Annotated in this window: 19 protein-coding genes; 11 read left to right on the top strand and 8 right to left on the bottom strand. The window is 65.5% G+C overall.

What is annotated here, in order from left to right; translation table 11 throughout:
- The first annotated feature begins 39 nt into the window (after nt 1-39).
- A complete protein-coding gene (locus P6U29_RS21260) occupies nt 40-1,224 on the top strand; it encodes a UbiH/UbiF family hydroxylase (protein ID WP_407112114.1) in 1,185 nt (394 codons plus the stop codon).
- Nucleotides 1,225-1,402: 178 nt separating this feature from the next.
- On the opposite strand, the gene P6U29_RS21255 is transcribed toward P6U29_RS21260, so the two are convergent.
- A complete protein-coding gene (locus tag P6U29_RS21255; protein WP_407112113.1) occupies nt 1,403-2,356 on the bottom strand; it encodes an AEC family transporter in 954 nt (317 codons plus the stop codon).
- Between the two features lie 106 nt (nt 2,357-2,462).
- Here P6U29_RS21255 and hspQ point away from each other — a divergent pair, with 106 nt between their 5' ends.
- Nucleotides 2,463-2,795, top strand: coding sequence for a heat shock protein HspQ (gene hspQ / locus P6U29_RS21250; RefSeq protein ID WP_008564941.1), 333 nt, complete (start codon nt 2,463-2,465; stop codon nt 2,793-2,795).
- 69 nt (nt 2,796-2,864) lie between these two features.
- Here the strand turns inward: hspQ and P6U29_RS21245 are convergent, their stop codons facing one another.
- Nucleotides 2,865-3,686, bottom strand: a complete 822-nt coding sequence (locus P6U29_RS21245) for an invasion associated locus B family protein (RefSeq protein WP_407112112.1) — start codon at nt 3,684-3,686, stop codon at nt 2,865-2,867.
- 260 nt (nt 3,687-3,946) lie between these two features.
- Here P6U29_RS21245 and P6U29_RS21240 point away from each other — a divergent pair, with 260 nt between their 5' ends.
- The 3 genes from P6U29_RS21240 (at nt 3,947) to P6U29_RS21230 (ending at nt 8,605) form a co-directional block, all read left to right on the top strand.
- On the top strand, nt 3,947-5,788 hold the full coding sequence (locus tag P6U29_RS21240; RefSeq protein WP_407119383.1) for an extracellular solute-binding protein: 1,842 nt from the start codon (nt 3,947-3,949) through the stop codon (nt 5,786-5,788).
- A gap of 4 nt (nt 5,789-5,792) precedes the next feature.
- Nucleotides 5,793-7,295, top strand: coding sequence for an AMP-binding protein (locus P6U29_RS21235; RefSeq protein ID WP_407112111.1), 1,503 nt, complete (start codon nt 5,793-5,795; stop codon nt 7,293-7,295).
- Between the two features lie 86 nt (nt 7,296-7,381).
- A complete protein-coding gene (locus tag P6U29_RS21230; protein ID WP_407112110.1) occupies nt 7,382-8,605 on the top strand; it encodes a GGDEF domain-containing protein in 1,224 nt (407 codons plus the stop codon).
- 108 nt (nt 8,606-8,713) lie between these two features.
- Here the strand turns inward: P6U29_RS21230 and mfd are convergent, their stop codons facing one another.
- Together mfd and P6U29_RS21220 are read right to left on the bottom strand one after the other, a co-directional pair.
- On the bottom strand, nt 8,714-12,232 hold the full coding sequence (mfd, locus tag P6U29_RS21225) for a transcription-repair coupling factor (RefSeq protein WP_407112109.1): 3,519 nt from the start codon (nt 12,230-12,232) through the stop codon (nt 8,714-8,716).
- The gene (locus P6U29_RS21220; protein ID WP_407112108.1) at nt 12,229-12,519 is read right to left on the bottom strand and encodes a succinate dehydrogenase assembly factor 2; all 291 of its coding nucleotides are present in this window, start codon (nt 12,517-12,519) and stop codon (nt 12,229-12,231) included. The genes mfd and P6U29_RS21220 overlap by 4 nt, the downstream gene beginning before the upstream one ends.
- 194 nt (nt 12,520-12,713) lie before the next feature.
- Between P6U29_RS21220 and recG the strand changes: the two genes are divergently transcribed.
- The 3 genes from recG (at nt 12,714) to P6U29_RS21205 (ending at nt 15,800) form a co-directional block, all read left to right on the top strand.
- Nucleotides 12,714-14,822 (top strand): ATP-dependent DNA helicase RecG, encoded by a 2,109-nt coding sequence (gene recG / locus P6U29_RS21215; RefSeq protein WP_407112107.1) that lies wholly within the window; start codon nt 12,714-12,716, stop codon nt 14,820-14,822.
- 156 nt (nt 14,823-14,978) lie between these two features.
- Nucleotides 14,979-15,185 (top strand): hypothetical protein, encoded by a 207-nt coding sequence (locus tag P6U29_RS21210; RefSeq protein WP_407112106.1) that lies wholly within the window; start codon nt 14,979-14,981, stop codon nt 15,183-15,185.
- Between the two features lie 186 nt (nt 15,186-15,371).
- Nucleotides 15,372-15,800 carry a DUF1236 domain-containing protein gene (locus tag P6U29_RS21205; protein WP_407112105.1) on the top strand — a complete coding sequence of 143 codons (429 nt, stop codon included), beginning with the start codon at nt 15,372-15,374 and terminating at the stop codon, nt 15,798-15,800.
- A gap of 51 nt (nt 15,801-15,851) precedes the next feature.
- Here P6U29_RS21205 and P6U29_RS21200 read toward each other — a convergent pair whose 3' ends face one another.
- From P6U29_RS21200 to glmS, 3 genes are all read right to left on the bottom strand, one after another.
- On the bottom strand, nt 15,852-16,706 hold the full coding sequence (locus P6U29_RS21200; RefSeq protein WP_407112104.1) for a DUF1932 domain-containing protein: 855 nt from the start codon (nt 16,704-16,706) through the stop codon (nt 15,852-15,854).
- Between the two features lie 104 nt (nt 16,707-16,810).
- Entirely contained in the window at nt 16,811-17,581 is a 771-nt protein-coding gene (locus P6U29_RS21195; RefSeq protein ID WP_122403204.1) for a DUF502 domain-containing protein, read from the bottom strand.
- An 84-nt stretch (nt 17,582-17,665) separates the two neighbouring features.
- Nucleotides 17,666-19,492, bottom strand: coding sequence for a glutamine--fructose-6-phosphate transaminase (isomerizing) (glmS, locus tag P6U29_RS21190; RefSeq protein ID WP_407112103.1), 1,827 nt, complete (start codon nt 19,490-19,492; stop codon nt 17,666-17,668).
- Nucleotides 19,493-19,715: 223 nt separating this feature from the next.
- Between glmS and P6U29_RS21185 the strand changes: the two genes are divergently transcribed.
- On the top strand, nt 19,716-19,934 hold the full coding sequence (locus P6U29_RS21185) for a hypothetical protein (RefSeq protein ID WP_407112102.1): 219 nt from the start codon (nt 19,716-19,718) through the stop codon (nt 19,932-19,934).
- Between the two features lie 6 nt (nt 19,935-19,940).
- On the opposite strand, the gene glmU is transcribed toward P6U29_RS21185, so the two are convergent.
- A complete protein-coding gene (gene glmU / locus P6U29_RS21180) occupies nt 19,941-21,296 on the bottom strand; it encodes a bifunctional UDP-N-acetylglucosamine diphosphorylase/glucosamine-1-phosphate N-acetyltransferase GlmU (protein WP_407112100.1) in 1,356 nt (451 codons plus the stop codon).
- 172 nt (nt 21,297-21,468) lie between these two features.
- Between glmU and P6U29_RS21175 the strand changes: the two genes are divergently transcribed.
- Together P6U29_RS21175 and P6U29_RS21170 are read left to right on the top strand one after the other, a co-directional pair.
- Complete coding sequence (locus P6U29_RS21175; protein ID WP_407112099.1) at nt 21,469-22,836, top strand: hypothetical protein; 1,368 nt, start codon at nt 21,469-21,471, stop codon at nt 22,834-22,836.
- Between the two features lie 183 nt (nt 22,837-23,019).
- The gene (locus P6U29_RS21170; RefSeq protein WP_407112098.1) at nt 23,020-23,280 is read left to right on the top strand and encodes a hypothetical protein; all 261 of its coding nucleotides are present in this window, start codon (nt 23,020-23,022) and stop codon (nt 23,278-23,280) included.
- Nucleotides 23,281-23,393 lie beyond the last annotated feature (113 nt).

Below are 23,393 nucleotides of genomic sequence, written 5' to 3'. Positions count from 1 at the left end.
GGGCTTGAATTTGCCGCGCGCCGTGTCAAATGTCGTTCCATGACAGATGCATCGACACTCCATGACACGGCCGTGATCGGCGGCGGACCGGCGGGACTTGCGGCGGCCATCGCACTGGCGCAAGCGGGTGCACGGACCGCGCTGGTGGCGCGGCGCGTGCCCTACGCCGACAATCGCACCACCGCGCTGCTCGGTGCCTCCATCGACCTGCTGGGAATGCTCGACGTCTGGCCGCGCTGCAAGGACAAGGCGGCAGCGCTCGAGGTCATGCGTCTCGTCGACGACACCGGCCGGCTGTTCCGCGCGCCGGAGGTCCGCTTCTCCTGTCACGAAATCGGCCTCGATGCGTTTGGCTACAACATCGACAACCGCTCGCTGATGCTGGCGCTGGAAGCGCGCGCGGCTGAGCTGGCCAACCTCGTCCGCTTCGACGACGAGGCCGAAAGCGTCGTCATCGAAGCCGACGACCTCGCGGTGCGCACGGCCTCCGGACAGTTTCTCTCGGCCCGCCTGGTTGTCGGTGCCGACGGCCGGCACTCGCTGTGCCGCAAGGCCGCAGGCATCGCCGTGACGCGGCGCGAGCTGAACCAGACGGCGCTGACCTTCAACGTCGGCCATGCCCGGCCGCATCGCAATGTCTCGACCGAGTTCCACACGCCGCACGGGCCTTGCGTGTTCGTGCCCCTGCCCGGCAACCGCTCCAGCGTCGTCTGGGTCTCGGCGCCTGCGGAGGCCGAACGGCTCCGCGGCTTGAGCGACGAGGAGCTGTCCGTTGCGGTCGAGAAGCAGTCGCATTCGATTCTGGGGCGCATGACGGTCGAGCCCGGCCGTAACCTGTTCCCGCTCGCGATCGAACGTCCAAAATCCTTCGGCCGCGACCGCATCGCGCTGATCGGCGAAGCCGCCCATGTCGTTCCGCCGATCGGCGCCCAGGGCCTCAATCTCGGCCTGCGCGATGCCGCCGACATGGCCCGGCTCGCGGGCGAAGCCATCGCCTCGAGGCAGGATCCCGGCACCGACGAGGTGCTGAATCGCTACGACCGCGCACGGCGGCCGGACATTTTGAGCCGCACCTTCGCGATCGACATGGCCAACCGCTCACTGCTCAACGACTTCCTGCCGCTCCAGCCGGTCCGCGCCGTCGGCATGCACCTGCTCGGCGCCATCGGCCCGCTCCGTCGCTTTGCGATGCGCGAAGGCCTGACGCCGACCTGGCGCAGGTAGTCACGAAGTAAATGCCAGCCGGAGCGCTCGAACACCTCTCCCATAGGGAGAGGTCGGATCGTATCGAAGATGCGATCCGGGTGAGGGGCTTACGGTCTCGCGAATAGCTACAGTCCCCTCACCCGGATTGCTGCGCAATCCCACCTCTCCCCGTCGGGGAGAGGTGGACATCGAGCCCTCACGGAAACGCCAGCCTTCCCGTCTGGATCGCCCACATCACGCTGGTCAGCGTGACCACGGACGCGAACGTTCCCAGCAGCACCGCCACGGAAGCGGATTCGATCCAGGCATCGTTCTGCCGAGCGATCACGAACACGTTCAGCGCGGGTGGCAGCGAGGCCATCAGCACGGCGGTGGCGGCCCAGGGCTGCGCGAACGGGCCGAACGCCAGCATCAAGGCGAACGCCGTGAGCGGATGGATCAGCAGCTTGACCGCGATCACGCCCGGCACCTCCCACGGCACCCGATCGAACGGGCGGAGCGCCACGGTCACGCCGAGCACGAACAGCGCGGTAGGCGCGGCTGCGTTCTGGAGGAAGGTGATCGTGCGGTCGAGCGCGACCGGCAGCTCGATATGAAGCGCTGCGACCGCCGCGCCAAAGCAGGCCGACATGATCAGCGGATTGAGCACGATCTGCTTCAGCACGACGCCAAAGGCGTGGATGAGCGAGGGATGATCGCGGTCGGAGAGCTCGATCAGGAGTGGTACGATCGTGAACAGGAAGATGCTGTCACAGCAGAAGATCAGCGCCGTCGGCGCCGCCGCCTTCGACCCCAGCACCGCGAGCGCCAGACCCGGCCCCATATAGCCGATATTGCCGTAGCCGCCGGAGAGGCCCGCGAGCGTCGCTTCGCGCAAGGTCAGCCCGCCGAGCAGCTTGCCGACGACCAGCGCCAGCGTGAACGCCGCGACCGTCGACAGCGTGGTCGCCACCAGGAACGGCGGATTATTCAATTCCGAAAACGGTGTCTTCGACATGATCGCGAACAGCAGCGCCGGCAGCGACACATAGAGCAGGAAGAAGTTCATCCAGGCGAGGCCCGATTCCGGGAGGGACTTGACCTTGCCGCACGCGAAACCAACGAAGATCAAGCCGAAATAAGGCAGCGCTAGATTGAGGATATCGACCATTGATGAAGTGTTTTCTGAAGTCTTGGGGGCTATCCGCCCCGGAAACGAAGGTTAATTCCAGATGTGGGCACTAGCATCGGCCACAATCCTGGTCTATCGACGGGGGATGATTAAAGCGCGGACCGCGAAATTCCAGATCGGACAGGTCGTTCGCCACCGGATCTTCTCGTTCCGGGGGGTGATCTTCGACATCGATCCGGAATTCAACAACACCGAGGAGTGGTGGCTGTCGATTCCCGAGGAGGTGCGGCCCCACAAGGACCAGCCGTTTTACCATCTGCTCGCGGAGAACGCGGAATCGGAATACGTCGCCTATGTCTCGGAGCAGAACCTGTTGCCGGACGATTCCGGCGAGCCGGTCCGGCATTCCCAGGTTGCCGAGATCTTCATCAAGGACAAGGCCGGCGGCTATCGCCCGCGCAATCCCTCGCTGAATTGAAATTCGCCGTCAGCAAGCGGCAACAAAAAAGGCGCTCGAACCGAGCGCCTTTTTCATGTTGAGATGTGATTACTTCTGACCAGCCGCAGATGCGCCGGGCGCGCCACCCTGCTGCTCGAGCTTCTTGCGCTGCTCTTCGGCCTTCTTCTGAAGCTCTTCCTGGAGCTTCTTCTGGGTTTCCTCGAACACCTTGGGATCGGTCGGCGGACCGTCATAGGCCTTCTGGAATTCGCCGGCGAGCGGCAGCGGCAGGGTCAGCGGCGCGCCGTTGGCATTGATCGCCTGGACAACGAGATTCTGGCCCTTCTTCATGTTGTTGATGAGCTCGGGCGTGGCCTCGTAGTCGGACATGCAGCCGTTCTGGAAGCAGATCACATAGGGTTGCTGTAGCGGCGGATTGTTGTCGACGATGATACGGGTGCCGTGCACCAGCTGCATGCCGAGCGGCAGCGTCACGCGCAGGATCTTCTTGGGCTCGCCTTCGGGCTCGATGATCACGGCCGCGATGACCGGCTGGCCCGATTCGATGCGGCCGTCTTTGCCGGTGAAGCAGACCTGCTTGGCGTTGGCGTCCTGGCCCTTGAGGCAGAACTTGGTCCAGGGGGCGTAGATCAGCTGGATCTGCTGGTCGGCGGGCTGAGCCGCGCCCTGCTGCGCCGGAGCGCCCTGGGCGGGAGCCTGCTGGGCCTGCGGAGACGCTGCGGGCGCCGGAGCCTTGGGAGCAGCCTTGGGAGCCGCTTTCGGGGCGGCCTTTGGCGCGGCGGGCGCGCCGGGGGCCGGCGCCGGGGTCTGGGCTTGGGCGGCAAACGGAACGGCCAACGCCGTCGCCGTCAACAGGGCGAGAAGTCGCCCGCGCGGCCGGACGGACGCGGCCAAGTAACAGAAATTCATTGCGGAAAACCCTTTCTGAACGGGAAGTGCCCGAACCGCTCCGAAGCACCGAACCTAGCCGCCTTGGGCGCGGCTCTCTCCCCGTCAATTGAGGCGGATAAGTGACGGGCTCGGCGCTCTTGCGCGATTGGGTGCCTTCTTAACGTGGCCGACGAAAAGATCAATGCCGACAACCGTCTTTGGCCGGCCTGGGGGCAACGCTCCATCAAAATCCCTGTGATAGGATTCAGGTCCGCGGGTCCCCGAATCACTGTGTGCCGATGTTCATGTTCCTGCGCCTTCTCGAGGGCTCCGGCGTCCGCCGCTGCGTCCTCGCCCTTGCTGTGGCCACCGGACTATCGGCAGGCGCCCGCGCCGAGGAGGCCCGTGCCATCGCCATGCACGGCAAGCCGGCGATGCCGGCCGATTTCACCCACATGCCCTACGCCAACCCCGATGCTCCCAAGGGCGGCCGTCTGACCTGGGGCATTCTCGGCACCTTCGACAGCCTCAACCCATTCATCGTGAAGGGATTGGCGGTGCAGCCGGTCCGCAGCTACGTCGTCGAGAGCCTGCTGGCGCGCGGCCAGGATGAGCCGTTCACGCTGTACGGCCTGCTCGCCAGGACGGTCGAAACCGATGACGAGCGAAGCTTCGTCACGTTCCGCCTCGATCCCCGCGCCCGCTTCTCCGACGGCAAGCAGGTAGCAGCCGAGGACGTGCTGTTTTCCTGGCAATTGCTGCGCGACCACGGCCGTCCCAATCACCGGCAGTACTACGCCAAAGTTGCCAAGGCCGAGGCGCCCGATCCCCTCACCGTCCGCTTCGACCTCACCGGCGCCAACGACCGTGAGCTGCCGCTGATCCTCGGCCTGATGCCGATTCTGCCGAAGCACGCGGTCGATGTCGCGACCTTCGAAGAGACGACGCTGACGGCGCCGGTCGGCTCCGGCCCCTATCGCGTGACCGCGGTGAAGCCGGGCGCCAGCGTGACGCTCACGCGCAATCCCGATTATTGGGGCCGCGACCTCGCCATCAATCGCGGGCTCTACAATTTTGACGAGATCAGGCTCGATTATTTTCGCGAGGCCAACGGTCAGTTCGAGGCCTTCAAGCGCGGCCTCTACGATTTCCGGGTCGAGAACGAGCCCTTGCGCTGGCACGACGGCTACGATTTTCCGGCCGCCAGAAGCGGCGAGGTGCTCCGCGACACCATCAAGCCCGGCGTGCCGCAGCCTTCCGAATTCCTGGTGTTCAACACGCGATGTCCGATCTTCGCCGACATCCGCGTGCGACAGGCCCTGACGCTGCTGTTCGATTTCGAGCTGGTCAACCGCAACTATTTCTTCGGCCTCTATTCGCGCGTTGCCGGCTATTTCGCCGGCTCGGAGCTGTCGGCCTATGGCCGCCCCGCGGATGCGCGCGAGCATGAGCTGCTGAAGCCCTTCGCCGCGCAGATTCCGCCCGACGTCATGGACGGCAGCTACCGCCTGCCGGTCACCGACGGCTCCGGGCGCGATCGCACCACGCTGCGCGCCGCGCTCAAGCTGCTGTCGGAAGCCGGCTACGATCTCGACGGAACCGTACTGCGCAATCGCGTGACCAAGGCGCCCTTCACCTTCGAGATCATGGTCACGACCCGCGACCAGGAGCGCATCGCGCTTGCGTTCCAGCGCGACCTCAAGCGCGCCGGCATCGAGCCGAGCGTTCGCTCGGTCGATCCCGTGCAGTTCGACCAGCGCCGGCTCGCTTACGAGTTCGACATGATCCAGAACCGCTGGGACCAATCGCTGTCGCCCGGCAACGAGCAGTATTTCTATTGGGGCAGCGCCGCCGCCGACAATCCCGGCACTCGCAATTACATGGGCGCCAGGGATCCCGCGGTCGATGCCATGATCGCTGCCCTGCTCGAAGCCCGTGAACGTACGGATTTCGTCTCGGCGGTGCGCGCGCTCGACCGCGCCCTGATCGCGGGCTTCTATACAATCCCGCTGTTTAACGTATCGGAGCAATGGATCGCGCGCTGGAATCGGATAGAACGGCCCAAGGCGACCTCGCTCTCGGGCTATTTGCCGGAGACCTGGTGGTCGAAGGGGCAGCCGCAAGCTCATCAAGCAAAGTGACGCCGTGAACCAGCCAGCAATATCGCCGACGCTCGACACGCTGTTTCAGCGCACGCTGATGCGGCAGCCGCACGCAACCGCTTTGCTCGATCCTCTCAACAAGGCGCGCGTCACCGGACATCAGCCGCGGCGGATGAGCTATGCCGAGGCCGACACGGCCATCGAGGCACTGTCGGCGCATTTCGTAGAATCGGGACTGCCGGCCAATTCCGTCATCGCGATCCAGTTGCCCAACACGGTCGAGTTCGTGCTCACCGTGCTCGCCGCCCATCGTGCCGGCCTCGTCGTCGCCGTGCTGCCGCTGCTGTGGCGGCACGCGGAACTGACTGCGGCGCTCAACCGCACTGCGGCGCGCGCCATCGTTACCATGAGCACGGTCGACGGCGTCGGCTATGCCGACCTCGCGATGCACGCCGCCGCCGAGGCGTTCTCGATCCGTCATGTCTACGGATTCGGAGGCAATCTGCCCGAAGGCATGGCTTCGCTAGATGACGTTCTGGCCCGCCCGCCCGGCACCACGCGCGCCGTGATCCAGGACGGCCGCAAGGCGGCGATGATCTCGTTCGACGTCACCGCCGAAGGCTTTCGGCCGGTGCCGCGGCCGCATTTCAGCCTGATCGCCGGTGGCCTCGCGATGTCACTCGAAGCCGACATCAAGCAAGGCGCAACCGTAATGGCGGCATTCACGCCGATGTCGTTTGCGGGCCTCGCCTCCTCCCTCGCGGTGTGGCTGCTCTCGGGCGGCACGCTGGCGCTGCATCATCCCTTCGACAACGAGGTGCTGGAGCAGCAGATCAACGAGCATGAATGCGAGGTGCTGATCGCGCCGGCCCAGCTCGCGCTGCGGCTCGGCGATGCCGACCTCGCGGCGCGGATGCCGAGCTTGCGCAACGTCATCGGACTGTGGCGCGCGCCGGAGCAGGTCGCGGCGAGCGATGCCTGGATCGCGCCGCATGCGCCGCTAACCGACGTCTATCTGTTCGGCGAAGCCGGACTGTTCGGCGCCCGCCGCGGCGAGGACGGCATGCCCGTGCCGGTCATGCCCGGGCCGCACGGCGCCCCGCGCGAGCAGTCAGGCTCCTCCATCGCGGGCGAGATCCTGCTGACACCGAAGGGCACGCTTGGCCTGCGCGGCGCGATGGTGCCGATCGCGGCCTATGCCCCGCCACAGCCGGTCGGCGAGACGCTGACGGCGCAGCCGCCGCGCGACTATGTCGACACCGGCTATGCCGCCCGGCTCGACCGTGCCACCGGCGCGATCTGCATCACCGCGCCGCCCTCCGGCATCATGGCCGTCGGCGGCTACCGTTTCCTCTCCAACGACCTCCAGGAATGGGCGCGCCGGCTCGGCCAGGGCGCTCTGCTCACCGCGCTGCCCGACCGCCTTTCCGGCCACCGGCTCGCAGGAAGGGCCCAGGACAATGCGCGCGCCCGCGAGGCACTCAGCGAACTTGGGCTTAACCCCCTGATGGTCGAGGCTTTTCGCGACCGCTCCGGGCCTGCTTGAGCACAGTTTCGCCGGTGCCATTGACGCAGCATTAAGGCGACCGGACTAGATTGCGCGGCATCTGTTGCGCGATCTTGAGTCTCTTGATGTCCCAGGCGGGCCCGATCCTGTTTGTGTCCGATGCCCAGCGCCCGGCCTTCGTGGCGGCGCTGGACGAGGCCCGGCTCTTTCCCGTGGTCGACAGCGATTGGGCCAGCGCGGCGCGCGCGGTCGAAGCGGTGCAGCCGGCCGCGGTCCTCGCTGCGATGCATGCCGGACACGAACCGCATCTGGCGCTCCTTGCAAGGAAGATCGCCGATCAATCGCCTTACGTTCCCTTCGTGGCCCTGGATGCGGCGGGCATGCTGCCGCACAACGCCCTGCCCTTCTCCTCGCGCGGCAGCAATCCCGACCGCCTGATCGCGCGGCTCCGTGCCGCACTACGCGTGCGCACACTGCATGCAACGGTGCTGCGCCGGCTGCCGGAAGCGAAGGTCGCGCTGCCGGAGGGCGATCCCGCACGCGACGCCACCGTGCTGCTGATCGGTCGCGGCGCGGCCTATCCCGCGCTCTCCGTCGCGCTGGGTGAGCGCGTCGGCGTGGTCGGCGCGCTCTCGATCGAGGCCGCTGCCAAGCACCTCAACACCCGCGATCTCGACGGCGTCGTGCTCGCCGAAGGTTTTACCGCGCGCGTGACCGATGCCTTCCTCACGGTGCTCGCGGAGGACACCCGCTTCCGCAGCCTGCCCGTGGTCGTCACCGCGCATCAGCTGACGCAAACTTACGACCTGCCCAATCTCGAGCTGATCCAGGGCGAGCCGGCCACGGTCGCGGCCAACGCGCTGCCGCTGATCCGCCAGCACGCGATGGAAGCGCAGCTGAGCCGCACGCTGCGCTCAATCGATGCCGGCGGCTGGCTCGATCCACGCAGCGGCCTGCTCACGGTGGAAGCCTTCGCCCGCGATTTCGCCAAGGCGGTCGAGCAGACGCTCGCTCGCGGCGGCGGCCTCTCGGTCGCCCGCTTCGCCTTCGAGCCCGGCAATTCCCGCGCCCAGCTCGATGCCGCGCGCATCCTCAGCCGCCTGATGCGGCAGATGGATTTTGGCGCAGCGCAGAAGGACGGCTCCGTCATCGTCGTGTTCGCGGAGACCGACTTCCGCACCGCTCACATGATCGCCCGCCGCCTGTCCGCGGTGATGCGGCACACGTCCAATGGCAAGCACGAGATGCGCAGCGATCCCGTAGTCAGCGTGGATTCGCTGTCGCCGTCGGATACGGCAAGGTCGCTGCTGGCCCGGCTCTCCGCCGACGCGTCGCGGGCGGCGTCGTAACTGCTATCGTAGGGTGGGCAAAGGCGCTCTTGCGCCGTGCCCATCATCTTCTCTAACGACGACTGTGGTGGGCACGCTTCGCCCAACATACGAGATCTCGCTCCGTCCCTACGCCGCCTTCTTGCTCTCGGCGAGCTGCGCCAGCTGCCGCATGATCTCCGTGGTGCCGGCGAGACGCTCTTCCGGCGTCTCCCAATCCTGCAGGAACACCACCTTCATATCGGGCCGTACCTTGGCGGCCTGGCCGTGGCTGCGGATGAAGGTGACGAGGCGATCGGGATAGGCGAAGGAATTGTCGCGGAAGACGATGACGGCGCCCTTCGGGCCGGCGTCGATCTTCTCGACATTGGCGCGTCGGCAGAACGCCTTGATGGCGGCGACCTTGAACAGATAGCGCACCTCGTCCGGCAGCACGCCGAAGCGGTCGCGCATCTCGGCGCCAAAATTCTCGATCTCCTCCTCGGTGTCGAGATCGGCAAGACGGCGGTACAGCGACAGCCGCACCGAGAGATCGCCGACGTAGTCCTCCGGAATGAGCACGGGCATGCCGATAGTGATCTGCGGCGACCAGCGGTCGGCGGCGGGCTCGGAAACGCCGGCCTTGAGATTGACGATCGCCTCCTCCAGCATCGATTGATAAAGCTCGAAGCCGACCTCCTTGATGTGGCCGGACTGCTCTTCGCCGAGCAGGTTGCCGGCGCCGCGGATGTCGAGGTCGTGGGAGGCGAGCTGGAAGCCCGCGCCCAGCGTTTCCAGCGATTGCAGCACGGTGAGCCGGCGCTCGGCCTGCGCGGTGATCTTCTGCTGCGCCGGCAGCGTGAACAGCGCGTAGGCGCGCAGCTTGGAACGGCCGACGCGGCCGCGGAGCTGGTAGAGCTGTGCGAGGCCGAACATGTCGGCGCGGTGCACGATGAGCGTGTTGGCGTTGGGGATGTCGAGGCCGGATTCCACGATGGTGGTCGACAAGAGAATGTCGAACTTGCCGTCGTAGAACGCGGTCATGATGTCCTCGATCACGGCCGGCGGCATCTGGCCGTGCGCGACCGCGACCTTCATCTCCGGCACGTTCTTGTCGAGGAAATCCTTGACCTCGGCGAGATCGTCGATGCGCGGCACCACATAGAACGCCTGGCCGCCGCGATAGCGCTCGCGCAAGAGCGCCTCGCGGATCATCAGCGGATCATGCGGCGCGACGAAGGTGCGCACTGCGAGGCGATCGACCGGCGGCGAGGCGATGATCGAGAGTTCGCGCACACCGGTCAGCGCCAGCTGCAGCGTGCGCGGGATCGGCGTCGCCGACAGCGTCAGCACGTGCACCTCGGCGCGCAGCGCCTTCAGCCGCTCCTTGTGGCTGACACCAAAATGCTGCTCCTCGTCGACGATGAGGAGGCCAAGGTCGCGGAATTTGATCGTCTTGCCGAGCAGTGCATGGGTGCCAACGACGATGTCGACGGAGCCGTCGGCAATGCCCTTCTTGACCTCGTTGAGCTGTTTTGTGGGGATCAGACGTGAGGCCTGCGCGACGTTCACCGGGAAGCCCTTGAAGCGCTCGCTGAACGTCCGGTAGTGCTGGCGCGCGAGCAGCGTGGTCGGCACCACGACCGCCACCTGCTTGCCGTCGAGTGCGACGGCAAAGGCAGCACGCAGCGCGACCTCCGTCTTGCCGAAGCCGACGTCGCCGCAGATCAGGCGATCCATCGGGCGGCCTTTTTCGAGATCCTTCAGCGTGGACTCGATGGCCCCTAACTGGTCCTCGGTCTCGTCGTAGGGGAAGCGCGCGCAGAACTCGTCATAGAGGCCCTGCTGCACCGGCAATTTCGGCGCCTCGTGCAGCATGCGCTCGGCAGCGATCTTGATCAGCTCGCCCGCGATCTCACGGATGCGATTCTTGAGTTTTGCCTTGCGGGTCTGCCAGCCAGAGCCACCCAGACGATCGAGCTCGACCGTGGTCTGGTCCGAGCCGTAGCGGGACAAGAGCTCGATGTTCTCGACCGGAAGGAACAGTTTGGTCTCGGCGGCATAATGCAGTTCGAGGCAGTCATGCGGCGCACCGGCAACGTCCAGGGTCTGCAGGCCGATGAAGCGGCCGATGCCGTGCTCGACATGGACGACGATGTCGCCGGCGGCAAGGCTCGTCACCTCCGAGATGAAATTGTCGAGCTTGCGGCTCACCTTGCGCGGCCGCACCAGGCGGTCGCCCAAAATGTCCTGCTCGCTGATGAGCGCGATCTCGTCGGTCTCGAAACCGCTCTCGAGGCCGAGCACGGCGAGCATGGTCTCGTTGCGCGGCGTCGCCTGCACCGTCCGCCAACTGTTGACGCTGGTGGTATGGGCCAGCTTGTGGTCGCGCAGCATCGAATTCATGCGGTCGCGCGAGCCTTCGGTCCAGAGCGCGATCACGACCTTCTTGCGCTGCGCCTGCAGCGCCATGACGTGGCTGACCACGGACTCGAACACGTTGACCGTGGTGTCGTTGCGCTCCGGCGCAAAGTCGCGGCCCTTGCGAGCGCCGGCGTCGACGACGCTGGTGCCGTCGGTGGGAACGGAAAATGGCGTCAGCCGCGCCAGCGGGATCTCGCCAAGGCGCTTGGTCCATTCCTCGTCAGTCAGGTACAGCCGATCAGGCGGCAGCGGCTTATAGATCGCGCCGCCGCCGGGATGCTCCATCGCCTCGCGGCGGGCCTGGTAATAGTCGAGGATCTGCTTGAACCGCTCGCGCACGGCGTCCTCGGCCTGCGGCTCGATCGCAACAGTCGCGCCTTGCAGATAATCGAACAGCGTGTCCATCCGGTCCTGGAACAGCGGCAGCCAGTGCTCCATGCCGGGATGGCGGCGGCCTTCGCTGACGGCCTCGTACAGTGCATCGTCGCGCTCGGGCGCGCCGAACTCGGCGACATAGCCCATGCGGAAACGGCGGATGGTATCGGTGACGAGCTGGAACTCGGAGACCGGCACGAGGTCGAGCGAGCGCATGTCGAGCAGCGTGCGCTGGGTCTCGGCATCGAAGGAGCGGATCGATTCCAGGCTGTCGCCGAAGAAGTCGAAACGCACCGGCTGCTCGAGGCCGGCTGGAAACAGGTCCAGAATGCCGCCGCGCACCGCGTATTCGCCGGGCTCGCGCACGGTGGAGGAGCGGTTGTAGCCGTTGTGCTCCAGCCAGGCGACGACGGTGTCCATCGGCACGACATTGCCCGGCGCGACCGACAGCGCCTGCGCGGCGACGAGCTCCCGCGCGGGCACGCGCTGGACCACGGCGTTCACCGTGGTCAGCACGATCAGCGGCTTGTCGCTGCCGGTGAGCGAAGCCAGCCTCGCCAGCGTTGTCAGCCGTTGGGCCAAAATGCCCCCATGCGGCGAGACGCGGTCATAGGGCTGGCAGTCCCAGGCCGGAAAGGTCAGCACCGGCAGATCGGGCGCAAAGAATTGCAGCGCGCGTTCGAGCTGCTGCATGCGCCCGCCGTCGCGGCAGACCACTGCGAGGCTGACCGCCGGTTTCTTCGGCCGCGCCGCGATCGCGCGGGCGAGATCGGAGACAACGAGGCCTTCCGCGCCTTCTGCGACATTGGCAAACGTGAGCGCGCGGCCGGGCGCGAGCAGCTCGGCCGGAGATTTCATGCCCTGCTTCATGCGTTGCCGTCCGCGATCGGATAGACCTTGATGCGGGCGAACAGCGCGCCGGTGACGTCGGCCGGCAGCATCTTGTCGCCGGTGATGGCGGCATAGAGATCGGGATCGTTGACCTCGAGCAGGCGCTCGAGCTCGCCGAGCTCGGCGTCGGACAGATTACCGATCTCGGCATCGGCGAAGCGGCCGAGGATCAGGTCCATCTCGCGCGTGCCGCGATGCCAGCAGCGGAACAAAAGCCGCTTGCGGCGGTCATCAAGGCCGCTGCTCGATCGTGTCGTTCCCGTCATGTCTCAATCCAGTCAAACGCAGAAAGCCCGGACGTGCCGGGCGGGGGTGATATAGCCACTCGGGGGGATCGTGTCAGCCCTCGATTTGGCTCCTGATTTGTTTTGGCCCGCTGCCAGCGCAGGGCACGAAAAAAGACGTGGATGCCCGGCATAAAGCCGGGCATGACGGGCCGAAACGATCCTAGATTCGTCTGATGCGCCCCAGCCTGCTCAATCCGCTGTTTGCTCCCGTGACCAGCCTGCCCGGCGTCGGTCCGAAGCAGGACAAGCTGCTGCAGTACCTGCTCAGCCGGAGCGAGACGCCTCGGCTGGTCGATCTGCTCTTGCACCTGCCGAGCCAGGTGATCGACCGCCGTGCCCGGCCAAAGATCCGCGACGCGGCCGTCGGAACCACGGTGACGCTGGAGGTCACCATCGATCGCCATCGCCCGCCTCCACCGCGCAACGCGCGCGCGCCTTATCTGGTGTACGCCAGCGACGACACCGGCGATGTCGTTCTGACCTTCTTCCGCGCCAAGCCCGGCTATGTCGAGAAGCTGCTGCCGGTTGGCGAGAAGCGCTACGTCTCCGGCACGCTGCAGATGTATGACGGCATTCCGCAGATCGTGCATCCTGATCGCGTGCTCGACGAGGAGGCGATCTCAAAACTCTCCGGCATCGATCCGGTCTATCCGCTAACCGAAGGGCTCGCGCTCGGCTCGCTCCGCCGCGCGATCGCGCAGGCGCTGCAGAAGCTCCCCGCTCTGCCGGAATGGATCAGTCCCGAGGTGCTGCGCCGTTGCAATTTTCCCCCGGTCGCGAAGGCGCTCACGCGTGTGCACCAGCCGGTCGAGCTCACGGACATTTTGCCCGATCATCCGTTCTGGTCGCGCCTTGCCTTCGACGAGCTGCTGGCCGGTCAACTCGCGCTCGCGCTGATCCGCGCACAGCTGCGCCGGCCGGCCGGCGTCCGCAATGCCGGCGACGGCCACCTGCGCAACAAGATCATCGACGCCCTGCCCTATGCACTGACGCCGTCCCAGCGTGGCGCGGCGGCCGCTATCGCGGAGGATCTGAAGCAGCCGGTCCGCATGCTGCGCCTGCTCCAGGGCGACGTCGGCTCGGGCAAAACGGTCGTAGCGCTGCTCGCTGCCGCCGCGGTCGCCGAAGTCGGCAAGCAGGCCGCGCTGATGGCGCCGACGGAGATTTTGGCGCGCCAGCACATCAAGACCATCGCTCCGCTCGCCGAGCGCGCCGGCATGCGCGTCGCGATCCTCACCGGCCGCGAAAAGGGCAAGGAGCGCCGCGAGCTCATCACTCAGCTCGCCGAGGGCGAGATCGATCTCCTCGTCGGCACCCATGCGCTGATCCAGAATGACGTCATCTTCCATGATCTCGCGCTTGCCATCGTCGACGAGCAGCACCGGTTTGGCGTGCGCGAGCGCCTCGCGCTCACGTCCAAGGGCGAGGCCGTCGACGTGCTGGTGCTGAGCGCGACGCCGATCCCGCGCACGCTGGTGCTGACCTATTTCGGCGACATGGACATCTCCGAGCTCCGCGAAAAGCCCGCCGGCCGCCAGCCGATCGATACCCGCGCGGTGCCGATGAGCCGCATCAGCGAGGTCATGGAGGGTGTCGGCCGCGCGCTGCAATCGGGTAAGCTGGTCTACTGGATCTGCCCACTGGTCGACGAATCCGAGGCCGAAGGCACCGAGCACCTGACCAATGCAACCAAACGGTTCGAGAGCCTGCAAAAGCGCTTCGGCGAACGTGTCGGCCTCGTCCACGGCCAGATGAAAGGCACGGAAAAGGACCGAGTGATGGGCCAGTTCGCCACCCACGAGATCGGGCTCCTGGTCGCGACCACCGTGGTCGAGGTCGGCGTCGACGTCCCGGCTGCCACCATCATGGTGATCGAGAATGCCGAACGTTTTGGCCTCGCCCAGCTGCACCAGCTGCGCGGCCGCATTGGACGCGGCTCGGAAGCCTCGACCTGCATCCTGCTCTATGGCGAGCCGCTCGGGGAGATGTCGAAGGCACGGCTGAAGGTGATCCGCGAGACTACCGACGGCTTCCGCATCGCCGAGGAGGACCTGAAGCTGCGCGGCGAAGGCGATGTGCTGGGCGTGCGCCAGAGCGGCCTGCCCGGCTACCGCATCGCGCGCCCGGAGGTGCACGGCCAGCTCATCGCCCAGGCCCGCGACGAGGCGCTGCGCATCCTGAAGGACAATCCGAAGCTCAAGGGCGAGCACGGCGAAGCGTTGCGGTGCCTGCTCTATCTGTACGAACGGGACGAAGCGATCCCGTTGATCGGTGCGGGCTGAAGGGCTCTCGTGCGCCCGGGGCAAGGACAATGCAATTGCCCCAATGAAGGATACGATTTCCCTTGCTTCATTGCGAGCTGGCTCACATTCAGGGACGGACACTCGTGCTAAAGAGTATATTGGAACTGTCCCCCACATCCCTGCTGGAGGTAGATCATGCAGTTCATCTCCACCGAATGGCAGTCCACTTCGACGGCTCCCTCAGACGGGGATCTCGAAATCTGCGCGCTGGACTTCGATGGTATCGTCCACTCGCTCCCCTTTCCCTGTCACAAGGATGGATCCAAGTTGGTCGATCAATCGGGCAAAACGCACGCCGACATTCAGCCGACCCATTGGCGCATATGGGCTCATCCACGCTGATCCGTCGCCGGCGCAATGCCTCCGGGAAAGCGATGCTCGGCAAGTTGGTACATTCCCGTCATTGCCTGCGCACGCACGGAACTCTTGCTGCAGCCTGATCCTGGGGCATGACCCCCGGCCGCGGAACGGAACGCACAATCGGCCCGTTAATTGCTCAGGGGCGGCGCAGACAGGAAGGAGCAGACCATGAGGGCTCCCACCACCATCGCCGCGCTCGCAATTTTACTCGGCGCGCCCGCAGTATCGCTCGCGCAACCGGGTGGGCAAGGTGCGGTTGAATTGAGCGACGGCACAACGATATCGCAACATCCATCGCTGCCGAAACTCAGCCTCACCAACACGCAGCGCGAGCAGATCCGCAAGACCGTGCTGACCGAGCATAACGAGATCCAGTTCCGGCTGAAGACCACCCAACCTGCCAGGGACTTTACCCCTGCCGTTGGCGCAACACTTCCAAAAGGCGTCAATGCTCAAGGACTACCCGCGCAGGTGCTCGCGCAATTGCCGGAGCTGCGCGATTACATGTACGTCAAGATGAAGGATCAGGTGCTGATCGTGGACGGCATGACCAACAAGATCGTCGATATGTTCTCGGAGACGCAACCACTGTCTTAGCCCAAGGTCTTGGCGCAAGACATTCGACAGATCGGGCAATGCGGGTAGACTCTAGTCCTTCTTCGGGACATTCGCCGCGAACGCCTTCATCAGCGCGGCATCCATCGCCTTCCCCTTGGCATCCTCGGCGAGATGCTCGAACCACTTCGCAAAGCCTTCATAGATCTGGCTGGCCGGATGATCCGGGCCCAAGAATCCCGAAATCTCCCGCATCTCGGCGACCCAGCGATACGCCTTCGGGATCATGTCCGGCAGCGCCACTTCGAGGCGCGCCAGAATTGCAGGCTGGCTGAGCGCGAGCTCGTCGCGCAGCGCATCGGCCGCGCCGGCCTTGGTTGCCGCGATCACCATGGCCGAGCCGATGCCGGCGAGGCCCTTGACGATGCCGGCATAGGACATCTTGAGTGCAGAGGCCGCGCCGACCGGGCCTTCGACGATCCGCACGTCGAGGCCGAGGTCCTTCAGCACGGCGACGTCCTTGGCGTCCTCACCGGACATGTAGAACGCCGGGCTCTTGCCGCCTGGCTGCGGAGGAAATCCGATGATGCCGGCATCGACGAAGGGCGCCTGGGCCGAGCCGATGATCTCCTCGATCCGCTGCACGGTATCGACGTTGACCGCGTTGCAGTCGACCACGATCGGCTTCTTCGCGCGCCGGACGATCAGCGACGCAAGGCGTTCGGCCAGCGCGACGGATTCGCCCGGCGGCACGATCGAGAGGATGATGTCGGCGTCCGCAATCTCATCGTCCTCGGCGCCGATCATGCCGGCGTCTGCCGCCCGTTTCAGCGTCGCCTCGCTCCGGCCCTTCAGCGACGTCAGCACGCGTGCGCCGTTTTCGCTGAGCAGGCGGGCCACGGCGCTGCCCATGGCACCGGGAGCGAGGATCGCAATGGTTTTGGACATCGTGCACTCCAGGTCGACTTCCGAGCCGCACGCTCGGTTCAACCCGAGAATAGCAGAGGACGAATGCGCCCGCGTGATCGCGGTCATCCCGCGACGGAATGGCCCTACTCCGCCTTCGCAGGCTCGGGTTGGAGCTTGGAGGCATTGGCAATACGCGCGGCGTTCGCCACGCCGGCAAGCGCCGCCGCCTTCTTCGGATCGGGTGCCGAGCCCGGCTGCACCACGCCAGCCGACATGATCAGCGTCGCGGCATCCTCGGCGCTGAGGTCGACCTCGATGATCTTGCTCTTCGGGACATAGAAGAAGAAGCCGGTCGTCGGGTTCGGCGAGCACGGCAGGAACACCGAGACGTGCTCCTCCTGCCCCGGCAGGTTGCGTGCGATGTCCTCGTTCGGCGATTGCGAGATCAGCACGATTGACCACATGCCCGGTGAGGGAAATTCGACGAGGCCGACTTTGCGGAAGCTCGAGCCCTTGCCCGAGAACAGCGTCTCGAACACCTGCTTCAGGCCGCGATAAATGGCGCGCACCGCCGGGATCCGGCCCAGGAAGGTCTCGCCGACATCCACCAGCGTGCGGCCGATCAAATTGGCCGCGAGGAAGCCGACCAGCGTCAGCGTGAAGAATGCGACAATCAGTCCCCAACCGGGGACGCCATAGGGCAGATAGGTTTCCGGCCGATAGGCCAGCGGCACGAACGGCCGCACCACGCCGTCGACCCAGGTGACGAACCACCAGACCAGATAGAGGGTGATCGCAATCGGCCCCGTCACCACGAGCCCGGTGAGAAAATAGTTGCGGAAGCGGCCCATCAGGCCGGTATGCGGTTCCGGAACGGGATCAAGGGGCGCAGGCGCGTCGTCGCGGGGGGTCATTCGGGTTCCAGGTCGGTCGCTTCAAACAAGCTAGGGTCTTCTAGCAGGTTTTGGAAGACTGCGACTGACCGATATCCCGGCTGCCTACTCCACGGTCACTGATTTCGCGAGGTTGCGCGGCTGGTCGACATCGGTCCCCATCACGACAGCCGTGTGATAGGCGAGCAGCTGCACCGGGACGGCATAGACCATCGGCGTGAAGGCCGCCGCCATGTCGGGCATGACGATGGTGACGAGAGACTCGATCGTCGCCTCCTCCGCACCCTTGGCATCGGTCATGAGGATGATGTTGCCGCCGCGGGCGGCGACCTCCTGCATGTTGGAGACGGTCTTCTCGAATACGCGGTCATGGGGCGCGATGACGACGACCGGCATGGTCTCGTCGATCAGCGCGATCGGCCCGTGCTTGAGCTCGCCGGCGGCATAGCCTTCGGCGTGAATGTAGGAGATCTCCTTCAGCTTCAGCGCACCTTCGAGCGCCAGCGGGAAGCTGGTGCCGCGACCGAGATAGAGCACGTCGCGCGACTTCGCGATCTCGCGCGAGAGTTTCTCGATCTGCAGCTCGGTGGTGAGCGCGTCTGCCATCAAGCGCGGGACCTCGACGAGGCCATGGACCAGCTTGGTCTCGTCCTCGTCGGACAATTCGCCACGGGCCTTGCCGGCCGCGATCGCCAGGTTTGCCAGCACCATGAGCTGACAGGTGAAGGCTTTGGTCGAGGCGACGCCGATCTCGGGGCCGGCGAGCGTCTGCAGCACGGTCTCGCTCTCGCGCGCGATCGTCGAGGTCGGCACGTTGACGACGGCGATCGTGTGCACCCCCTCGGCCTTGGCATAGCGCAGCGCGGCCAGGGTGTCGGCGGTCTCGCCCGATTGCGAGATGAAGATGGCGAGGTCGCCCTTGCGCAAGGGCGCCTCGCGGTAGCGGAATTCGGAGGCGACGTCGACCTCGACCGGCACACGCGCGAAGCGCTCGAACCAGTATTTTGCGACGAAGCCGGCATAGCTCGCGGTGCCACACGCCGTGATGTTGATGCGCTGGATGTTCTTGAAGTCGAACGGCAGCTTGACCGGCAACGCGACGCGCTCGGTCGCCATGTCGACGTAGCGCGCCAGCGTGTGGCCGACCACTTCCGGCTGCTCGTGGATCTCCTTCGCCATGAAGTGGCGGTAATTGGCTTTGTCGACCAGCGAGGTCGAGGCGGCGTGCTTGATCTTGTCGCGCTGGACGGCGTAGCCGTCCTTGTCGAAGATCGTCGCGCTGTTGCGGGTCAGCACGACCCAGTCGCCGTCCTCGAGATAGCTGATCGTATCGGTGAACGGGCCGAGCGCGATGGCATCGGACCCGAGATACATCTCGCCGTCGCCGTAACCAATCGCCAGCGGCGGTCCGTTGCGGGCACCGATCATGAGGTCATTGTCGCCGGCGAAGATGAAGCCGAGCGCAAAGGCGCCGCGCAGGCGCGCCAGCGTCAGCTTGACGGCTTCGACCGGTTTGTTGCCGCGCGCGAGCAGATCGTCGACCAGGTGCACCACGATCTCGGTGTCGGTCTCGGTGTGGAACACCGTGCCCTTCGTCTCGAGCTCCTCGCGCAGCTCGCGGAAATTCTCGATGATGCCGTTGTGAACGACGGCGACGCGCTCGGTCGCGTGCGGATGGGCGTTGTTGACGGTTGGTTTGCCGTGGGTGGCCCAGCGGGTGTGACCGATGCCGGTCGTACCCTTGAGCGGCTCCGTCTCGAGCCGCTTCTCCAGATTCTTCAGCTTGCCCTCGGCGCGGCGGCGCTCCAGCTGCTTGCCTTCGAGCGTGGCAACGCCTGCGGAATCATAGCCGCGATATTCGAGACGTTTGAGCGAATCCACCAATTGCTCTGCAACCGGCTCGCGCCCGAGAATTCCGACAATCCCGCACATGCGGCTCACTATCCCCCAAATCGCCGAAAAATCGCCTAAACCGATTCCCTCGGTTTTTAGCGAAGTTCCCAAGGAACCAGAAACTCAATAATTATTGCTGATTGAGACAGCACGGGGTCACGACCTTGAACTTCGCCTGCGTCGAATTGGCCGGCCTTTAACCCCGCGCATTAACTTGTTGTCAATAAGTTTGACCAACGATTCCGGTCAGGAGAACGAGGCCATGAACGGCTCATCCGACCGCAAAGGTTTGTCGTCGATGTATCTGCGCGCCAGCGAGACCACGGGCACGCACCTTGCGCATTGGCCGCCGCCCCTGCGCGGCAAGGAGAACAAGCCGGTCTTCGTCAAGCATGTCCAGGGCGAACCGGCCAAGCGCGCCAAGCCGCGCGGCTGGCGCCTGACCCGCGCCGTCTTCTCCGAATTCGCCGACGACGAATAGCGGCGCTTATTTTTCGGCCTTCTTCCCGCCGGTCTTCAGCTCGCGATAACGCGCCGCGCCGCCCTCCCGGATGGTTTGCTGGTTGCGCTCCAGTGCCATCGCGTCGTCGGGTACATCCTTCGTGATCACCGAGCCGGAGCCGATATAGGCGCCGTTGCCGATTGTCACAGGTGCGACCAGCGAGGAGTTGGTGCCGACGAAGGCGCCCTGCCCGATGACCGTCTTGTGCTTCTTGAAGCCATCGTAGTTGCAGGTGATGGTGCCGGCGCCGATGTTGGAATTGGCGCCGACGGTGGCATCGCCGATGTAGGAGAGATGGTTGACCTTGACGCCGGCCTCCAGCGTCGCCGCCTTGGTCTCCACGAAATTGCCGATGCGCGCGCCATCGCCGAGCGAGGTGCCGGGACGCAGCCGCGCATAGGGACCGATCGAGACGTTCTTGCCGAGCGTGGTCTGCACGATGTGTGAGAAGGAATGGATCACGGTGCCGTCCGCGATCGACACGCCGGGGCCGATCACCACGAACGGCTCGATGGTCACGTCCTTGCCGAACACGGTGTCGGCGGAGAGATAGACGGTTTCCGGCGCGATCAGCGTGACACCGGCCGCCATCGCCGCTTTGCGCAAGCGCGCCTGCATCACGCTTTCTGCTTCCGCGAGCTGCGCCTTGGTGTTGATGCCGCGCACCTCGTCCTCGCTGGTCTCGATCACCATGGACTCCCATCCCTGCTTGCGGACGATTTCGACGGCGTCCGTCAGATAATATTCGCCCTTGGAATTCGCATTGCCGATTTGCCCGAGGATGTCGAGCGCGCGGCGGCCGTCGATCGCCATCACGCCGGCGTTGCACAGATCGATCTTGCACTCTTCCGCACTGGCGTCGGCTTGCTCGCGGATCGCGATCAGGCGCTCGCCCTCGACGATGAAGCGGCCATAGCCGGTCGGATCGGCGGCGCGAAAGCCAAGCGCGGCAATTGCGGCACCCTTCGCGAGCGGCGCGCGCAGCCGCGCAAAGGTTTCGGCCGAGATCAGCGGCGTGTCGCCGAAGGCAATGAGGAGATCGTCCGCGCCACGCGCGATCGCCTCGCGCGCCGCCAGCACCGCATGCGCGGTGCCAAGCCGCTCGGCCTGCACGAAGGTGAGCGCGTCGGGCCTGATGCGCCTTGCCTCATTCGCAACCGCCTGGTGATCGGGGCCGATCACGACGGCAAGTGAGGTGCCGGTTCCCTTGGGTGCGGCGGCGAGCACATGGGCGAGCAGCGTCTGGGAGGCCACGGGGTGCAGCACCTTCGGCAGGCTCGATCGCATGCGCGTGCCTTCTCCGGCGGCGAGCACTATCGTAAGACTAGAACGGGCGGTCATCGAAATCCTGTCAAATATGGCCGAATCAATCGCGCGACGGGCAGCGAGCCCCCTCAGTAGCTATCGCCTTGCTACCCCCGCAAACGCCCGGAATTCAAGTGCGGCGCGCTTTTCCTGTTAATGTTCCCTGATTGATTCGGGGAAGCCGGACAGGGCTGGGCACTTAATATTCATGGCAAAGGATTCCGACCCACTGGCGGATGCCTTCGGCGCCAAGGAGACCGGCGGGCTCTTCTCCGGACTTCTGGTCGAGGAAAACGCGTTCGACCGGCGCATGATGTGGCGGCTGGGCTCGTGGGGCGTTGCGGCGGTGGGCGCCGTCGTCCTTGCCGTGATGGCCAACCAGGCCCAGCTCGGCTGGCGGCGCGATCAAATTGCGTCCGCCGATCTCGCGCGCCAGGCCGACCGGCTCCAGCAGCTGACCAAGGAGAGCCAGAACGAGGCCCGCCGACTCGCCGCTGCCATCGAGACGCTGAACAGCGACCGCGACCGCCTGTATTCGCGCGTCACCGTGCTGGAGCAAGGGCTCGATTCTGTCACCGGCGCCATTGCCAAGCAAACCGCCACGCCGCAGGGCGCGAAGCCGCAGGACGCAGCACCAGCGCCCGCAGCGCCCAGCGTCGCGCCGGTCGCCTCGACCCCGACGAGCGAGAAGCCGCGCACCGAAGCCGCCAAGGATTCTGCGAAGGAAACGTTGAAGGAGCCGGCGAGCCCACCGCCGCAGACCGCGGCCGCCGCCTCGCTCGTGCAACAGATGCCGGCAATGAACTCCGCGCTGCCGACCATTCCGCTGGTGCCCTCCAAGTCGCTCATGGCGCCCCCGGATCCGGCCGCATCGAAACTGATTCAACCCGAGGCAGGTGAGAAGGCGGCGGAGAAGAAGGCCGAGCCGGCGCCCGCCCCGGCCGAGGTCGTCGCGACAGCAACAAAGCCACCGGATGCAGCCGAGAGCGAATCCCCTGCGATCGCGGTTCAGCAGACGCGCTTTGCGATCGATCTCGGCGGCGCCAACTCGATCGACGGCCTGCGCGCGCTCTGGCGCAGCCTAACCAAGTCCAATCCGGAGATCGCGGCGCTGCGGCCGATCATCATGATCAAGGAAGGCACCACCGGCCTCGGCATGCAGCTCCGCTTGGGAGCCGGCCCCCTGGTCAACGCCGCCGTCGCGGCAAAATTCTGCGCGAGCCTCGCCGAGAGCGACCGTCACTGCGAGACCACCGTATTTGACGGCCAGCGCTTGTCGATGCGTGGCGGTCAGGACAAGGGTCAGGAAAAAGCGCAAGAGAGAGGGCAAGAGAAAACTCAAGACAGGGTTCAAGAGAAGAGTTCGGAGAAGAACCAGGACGCGGTCCCGCAAGCCGAAACCGCGCCCGCGCCGAGCGCAAAGCCCGAGAAGCCGCAGCGCCGCCGCAGCTATTCCTCAAAACGCTCGAAGCACGAGGAGCCCGCTCCCGCGGCGCAGCCTGCGCCGGCGCCGGCGAAACCGGAGGCGGCGTCGGCATCCGCAGGATCGACGCTGTCGTCGTTCTTCCGACGCTAGGACGGACTCCGCTTCCACCTGAACGCACGGTGAATGACGGCATCCTGTCGCGCGCGCAGACGGACTCAATTTTCAGCCCGTCATGGAAACCAGCCGCCGATTGCCAAGTTGTCCCGGTCGTGAACCGGAGCGGCCGACATCCAAAATCGCTCGTGCCCGCCTCCATGACCAAGGGAGACACACGTGAAGACCTTCATCATCGCAACGGCCGCCGTTCTCGCGGCATCCTCGGCGCTTGCGCAAACGACAAAATCGCCGGGCGCTTCGAGCAACGCGCCGGGTCAGCAGATGCAGAACACGACGAAGCCCTCGACAGCTCCCGGCGCCTCCGAATACGCGCCTGGTCACCAGACCAATACCACCGCTGGACCGGGCCATTCGGAAAGCGCGTCCGGACAGAAGATGCAGAACACCACGGGTTCGAGCACCAAGAAGAAGTATTGATGCGCGGCAGAATTCGTTCAACTCCGCCGGACGGCGCCGACCTGGTCGGCGCCGTTGCCTTGTCAGACCGCGCCGCGCGCGCCGCAAGATGATCGTTCAAGGGGATTGTAGTC

The sequence above is a fragment of the Bradyrhizobium sp. LMG 9283 genome (assembly GCF_045571415.1).
GTDB lineage: Bacteria > Pseudomonadota > Alphaproteobacteria > Rhizobiales > Xanthobacteraceae > Bradyrhizobium.
The sequence above is the reverse complement of the archived record's forward strand: the minus strand, read 5'-3'. Positions and strand labels throughout refer to the sequence as shown.